The organism is Streptomyces himastatinicus ATCC 53653, from assembly GCF_000158915.1.
Taxonomy (GTDB): Bacteria; Actinomycetota; Actinomycetes; order Streptomycetales; family Streptomycetaceae; genus Streptomyces; species Streptomyces himastatinicus.
This window is the reverse complement of the sequence record NZ_GG657754.1, coordinates 7,054,873-7,060,313: the sequence shown is the minus strand read 5'-3', so window position 1 is coordinate 7,060,313 and position 5,441 is coordinate 7,054,873. Positions and strand designations below refer to the sequence as shown.

Annotated in this window: 3 protein-coding genes and 1 pseudogene; all 4 read right to left on the bottom strand. The window is 72.3% G+C overall.

Annotated features, from left to right (window positions below; all coding sequences use genetic code 11):
* A pseudogene (gene obgE, locus SSOG_RS29655) lies at positions 1–1,394 on the bottom strand (GTPase ObgE); the annotation flags it as partial.
* Positions 1,395–1,541: 147 nt separating this feature from the next.
* The gene (gene rpmA, locus SSOG_RS29650; protein WP_009717948.1) at positions 1,542–1,799 is read right to left on the bottom strand and encodes a 50S ribosomal protein L27; all 258 of its coding nucleotides are present in this window, start codon (positions 1,797–1,799) and stop codon (positions 1,542–1,544) included.
* Between the two features lie 14 nt (positions 1,800–1,813).
* Entirely contained in the window at positions 1,814–2,134 is a 321-nt protein-coding gene (gene rplU / locus SSOG_RS29645) for a 50S ribosomal protein L21 (RefSeq protein ID WP_009717947.1), read from the bottom strand.
* Between the two features lie 250 nt (positions 2,135–2,384).
* On the bottom strand, positions 2,385–5,441 hold a 3,057-nt coding region (locus tag SSOG_RS29640), incomplete at its 5' end, for an Rne/Rng family ribonuclease (RefSeq protein ID WP_039938996.1).

Genomic DNA, 5,441 nt, shown 5'->3' with positions numbered 1-5,441 from the left:
CCCGCTCCGCGTCCCGGTCGCGGCGCCGCTGCGCCGCCGGGCGGGGGGCCTCGAAGCGGTGGTCCTCACCGCGGCGGCCCAGCATCTCGGCGCCCGCCGCCAGCGTGGGCTCCCAGTCGAAGACGACCGCGTTGTCCTCGGGGCCGATGACGACCTCGTCGCCCGCGCGGGCGCCCGCCTTCACCAGCTCCTCCTCGACACCGAGGCGGTTCAGCCGGTCGGCGAGATAGCCCACGGCCTCGTCGTTGTTGAAGTCGGTCTGGTGGACCCAGCGCTGTGGCTTCTCGCCCACGACGCGGTAGAAACCGTCCTCGGCGACGACCTTGAAGCCCGCGTCGTCCACGGCCTTCGGGCGGATGACGATCCTGGTCGCCTCGTCCTTCGGCTTGGCCGCCCGGGCCTCCCCGACGATGCCCGCGAGGGCGAACGACAGCTCCTTGAGGCCGAGATGGGCGATGGCCGACGCCTCGAAGACCTGGTAGCCGCGGGCCTCCAGGTCCGGGCGGATGATGTCCGCGAGGTCCTTGCCGTCGGGGATGTCGACCTTGTTGAGGACGACGAGCCGGGGCCGGTCCTCCAGGCCGCCGTACTCGGCGAGCTCGGCCTCGATGACGTCGAGGTCGGTCAGCGGGTCGCGCTCGGACTCCAGCGCCGCGGTGTCCAGGACGTGCACCAGCACCGAGCAGCGCTCGACGTGGCGCAGGAACTCCAGGCCGAGGCCCTTGCCCTGGCTGGCGCCCGGGATCAGACCGGGCACGTCCGCGATGGTGTAGACGGTCGAACCGGCCGTCACCACGCCGAGGTTGGGCACCAGGGTGGTGAACGGGTAGTCGGCGATCTTCGGCTTGGCGGCCGAGAGCACCGAGATCAGCGACGACTTGCCCGCGCTGGGGTAGCCGACGAGGGCCACGTCCGCGACGGTCTTCAGCTCCAGGACGACGTCCCCGGCGTGGCCGGGCTCGCCCAGCAGCGCGAAGCCGGGGGCCTTGCGGCGGGCCGAGGCGAGGGCCGCGTTGCCGAGGCCGCCGCGGCCGCCCTGGGCGGCGATGTAGGTGGTGCCCTCGCCGATCAGGTCGGCGAGGACGTTGCCCCGCTTGTCGAGGACGACGGTGCCGTCCGGGACCGGCAGGACCAGGTCGCTGCCGTCCTTGCCGGAGCGGTGGCCGCCCTCGCCGGGCTTGCCGTTGGTGGCCTTGCGGTGCGGGCTGTGGTGGTACTCGAAGCAGCGTGGTGACCGACTGGTCGACGACCAGGATCACATCGCCGCCCCGGCCGCCGTTGCCGCCGTCCGGGCCGCCGAGCGGCTTGAACTTCTCTCGGTGCACGGAGGCGCAGCCGTGGCCTCCGCTACCCGCGGCGACGTGCAGCTCGACGCGGTCCACGAAGGTGGTCATGACGGGTGCCTCCAGATACGTACGGGGTCGGTGTGTCGTCGTTACGTGCGTAACCTGCGTAACGCGCCGAGGGCGGACCCGCTTCCCCGTCACGGGAAAGAGCGGTCCGCCCTCGGAAAGGTGTGTGGCGTCGTGCCGGGGCCGAGATTACTCGGCGACCGGAACGATGTTCACGACCTTGCGGCCACGGTGGGTGCCGAACTGCACCGCACCGGCGGCCAGCGCGAACAGCGTGTCGTCGCCGCCGCGGCCGACGCCCGTGCCCGGGTGGAAGTGCGTGCCGCGCTGGCGGACCAGGATCTCACCCGCGTTGACGGCCTGGCCGCCGAAGCGCTTGACCCCGAGCCGCTGGGCGTTGGAGTCGCGACCGTTCCGAGTGGACGATGCGCCCTTCTTGTGTGCCATGTCTCCTCAGTCCCTTACTTCGCAGCCGAGTCGATGCCGGTGATCTTCAGCGCGGTGTGCAGCTGGCGGTGGCCGATCCGCTTCCGGTAACCGGTCTTGTTCTTGTACTTCAGGATGTCGATCTTGGCACCCTTGTGGTGGTCGACCACCTCGGCGTGAACCTTCACACCGGCCAGGACCCACGGGTCGCTGGTGACGGCATCGCCGTCGACAACGAGCAGAGTCGAGAGCTCGACGGTGTCGCCGACCTTGCTGGTTCCAATGCGGTCGACCTCGATGACATCGCCCACGGCTACCTTCTGCTGGCGGCCGCCGGTGCGCACGATTGCGTACACGCGGTTCTCACTCTCTCGCTAGTAAACGGGACCTCTGATGCCAGCCGCTCCACATGACCCCACGAAGGTCATGACAACCGAGTGATTCGATGCGATGCACCATGCGATTCAGCATCGGCGAGCGGCCTCTCCCGCGGACGGGAGGGATGTGCTCAGGGGTTTGGCGTAAGACGCCGAGGGTCAAGGTTACCAGAGCCCGGAGGGCACCTACGCACGTGCGTAGGTGCCCTCCGTCGCCGGTGCGTACCGCTCAGTCGTCGGCGGCGGCCGAGACCGACTGCGGCGTCTGCTGCTCCGCCGCCGCGGTCTTCTTCGACGCCGCCTTCTTGGCGGTCGTCTTCTTCGCCGTCGTCTTCTTCGCGGTCGTCTTCTTGGCCGCGGTCGTCTTCGACGCGGTCTTCTTCGCGGCGGTCTTCTTGGCGGCCGTCTTCTTCGCGGGCGCCTTCTTGGCGGCCGTCTTACGGGCCGTCTTCTTCGCCGGTGCCTTGGCCTCGCCGTCGGCGTTGTCCTCGGCCGCGGCCTCGCCGTCGGCGGACGCCGCGTCGGCCTCCGGCTTCGGCTCCCCCGCGGAAGCGCCGACGACCACCACGGCGGCGTCCTCGGAGCCCGTGGGCGAGCCCGCCGGGGCGGACACCTTACGGGTCGCCCGGCGGCGCGCACGCGGCGCGGGAGCGGCCTCCGGCTCGGCCTCGGGGGCGGGAGCGGCTTCGGCGGGAGCGGCGGCCTCGGGCGCCTCGGCGGGCGGCGCCTCCGGCTTCGGCTCGTCCGCCACGACCACCACGGTCTCCGGCTGCTCGGCGCTCTTCGGGGCACCCGCCGGGGCGGACACCTTACGGGTCGCCCGGCGCCGGGTACGCCCGCGGCTCGCGGCGGCCTCGGCCTCGGCGGCGCTGCTGTACAGCTCCTCGTCGGCCGCGAACACCGGCTCCGGCAGCGCCTTCGGCTCCGCGACCTCCGCCGCGATCTCCTCGGCGGCCTCGACGACCGTCTCGGCCTCGGCCACGGCGGTCTCCTCCGGCGCGGGCGCCTGCTGACCGCCGGACTTCTTCTTCTTGCGCTTGCCGCCGCCACCGCCGCCGCCGGCCACCGCCGGCTGGTCCATGTGGACGATCACGCCGCGGCCGTTGCAGTGGACACAGGACTCGGAGAACGACTCCAGCAGGCCCTGGCCGACCCGCTTACGGGTCATCTGCACCAGGCCGAGCGAGGTGACCTCCGCCACCTGGTGCTTCGTACGGTCCCGGCCCAGGCACTCCAGCAGCCGCCGCAGCACCAGGTCCCGGTTGGACTCCAGCACCATGTCGATGAAGTCGATCACGATGATGCCGCCGAGGTCGCGCAGCCGCAGCTGGCGCACGATCTCCTCGGCCGCCTCCAGGTTGTTCCTGGTGACCGTCTCCTCCAGGTTGCCGCCCTGGCCGGTGAACTTGCCGGTGTTGACGTCGACCACGACCATCGCCTCGGTCCGGTCGATCACCAGGGAGCCGCCGCTGGGCAGCCAGACCTTGCGGTCCAGCGCCTTCATCAGCTGCTCGTCGATCCGGTACGTGGCGAAGACGTCGACGTCCGAGTTCCACTTCTGGAGCCGGTCGACGAGGTCGGGCGCGACGTGCGAGACATAGCCGTGGATGGTCTGCCAGGCGTCCTCGCCGCTCACGATGACCTTGGAGAAGTCCTCGTTGAAGATGTCGCGGACGACCCGGACGGTCATGTCCGGCTCACCGTAGAGCAGCGTCGGCGCGTTGCCGCTCTTCGCCTTCTTCTTGATCTCTTCCCACTGCGCCTGGAGCCGCTGGACGTCGCGGGCCAGCTCGTCCTCGCTCGCGCCCTCCGCGGCGGTACGGACGATCACGCCCGCGTCCTCGGGGACGATCTTCTTGAGGATCTGCTTCAGCCGGGCGCGCTCGGTGTCGGGCAGCTTGCGGCTGATGCCCGTCATGGAGCCCTCGGGGACGTACACCAGGTAGCGGCCGGGCAGGGAGACCTGGCTGGTCAGCCGGGCGCCCTTGTGGCCGATCGGGTCCTTGGTGACCTGGACGAGCACGGACTGCCCGGACTTCAGGGCGGTCTCGATGCGGCGCGGCCCGTTGGACAGCCCCAGCGCCTCGAAGTTGACCTCACCCGCGTACAGCACGGCGTTGCGGCCCTTGCCGATGTCGACGAAGGCGGCCTCCATCGACGGCAGCACGTTCTGGACCTTGCCCAGGTAGACGTTGCCGACGTAGCTGGTGGCCTGCTCCTTGTTGACGAAGTGCTCGACGAGGACGTTGTCCTCCAGCACGCCGATCTGGGTGCGCTCGCCGTTCTGCCGGACGACCATCACCCGCTCGACCGCCTCGCGGCGGGCCAGGAACTCGGCCTCGGTGATGATCGGCACCCGGCGACGGCCCTGCTCGCGGCCCTCGCGACGGCGCTGCTTCTTCGCCTCCAGACGCGTCGAGCCCTTGATCGACTGAACCTCGTCGGAGCTGGTCTCTTCCTTCTTCCGGGGCTCGCGGACCTTGACGACCGTGCGCTCCGGGTCGTCACCGCCCGACTCACCCTCGGCGGAGTCCCCACTGCGACGGCGACGGCGACGACGGCGACGGCTGCTGCTGGAGCCGCCACCGCCGGACTCACCGGCCTCGGTCTCTTCCTCGGCGGCGTCCGGCTCCTCGCCGGGCTCGCCCTCGGACTGCGCCTCGTCCTCGTAGGCCGCGCCGTCCTCGCCCTCGGAACGGCCCTCGCCGCCCTCGGCGTCGGCGGCCTCGCCCCGGCGGCGGCGACGGCCGCCACGGCGACGGCGGCGGGCCGGGCGGTCGCCCGACTCCTCGTCGCCCTGCTCGCGGTCGGCCTGGCGGCCGTCCTGCTCGGTGTCCTCGGCGGCAGCGGCCGGCTCCTCGGCCTCCGCCGGGCGCTGCTCCTCGGCGGGCTCGCCCCGGCGGCGCCGACGGCGGCGGCCGCCCGCGGCGGGGGCCGCCACCGGCTTCTCCTGCTCCACGGCCTGCTCGGCCTCATCGGGCTCGTCGGGCTCTTCCAGGGCGGCGGCGGCCTCGGCGGCGGCGCTCTCCGGAGTCTGGAAGACCGGCTCGGTGAAGACCGGCGCCTGGAAGACCGCCGTCGGCGGGCGCACGGCCCGGCGGCGGCCGCCACGGGGCGCGGGCTCCTGCTCGGCCTCGGGCTCGGCGGCCTCCGCGGCGGCCTGCGGCTCGGACTGCTCCTCGGCGGCCGTCTTGCGCGTGGCACGACGGCGGGTACGGGCGCGCGGCGCCTCCTCGGCGCCCTCCTCCGCGGCGGGGGCCGCGGGGGCCGCGGCCTCGGCGGCGGG

What these genes read in the sequence shown, in the direction of transcription:
- rpmA (WP_009717948.1), bottom strand. Translation starts at nt 1,799, where the DNA reads ATGGCACACAAGAAGGGCGCATCGTCCACTCGGAACGGTCGCGACTCC.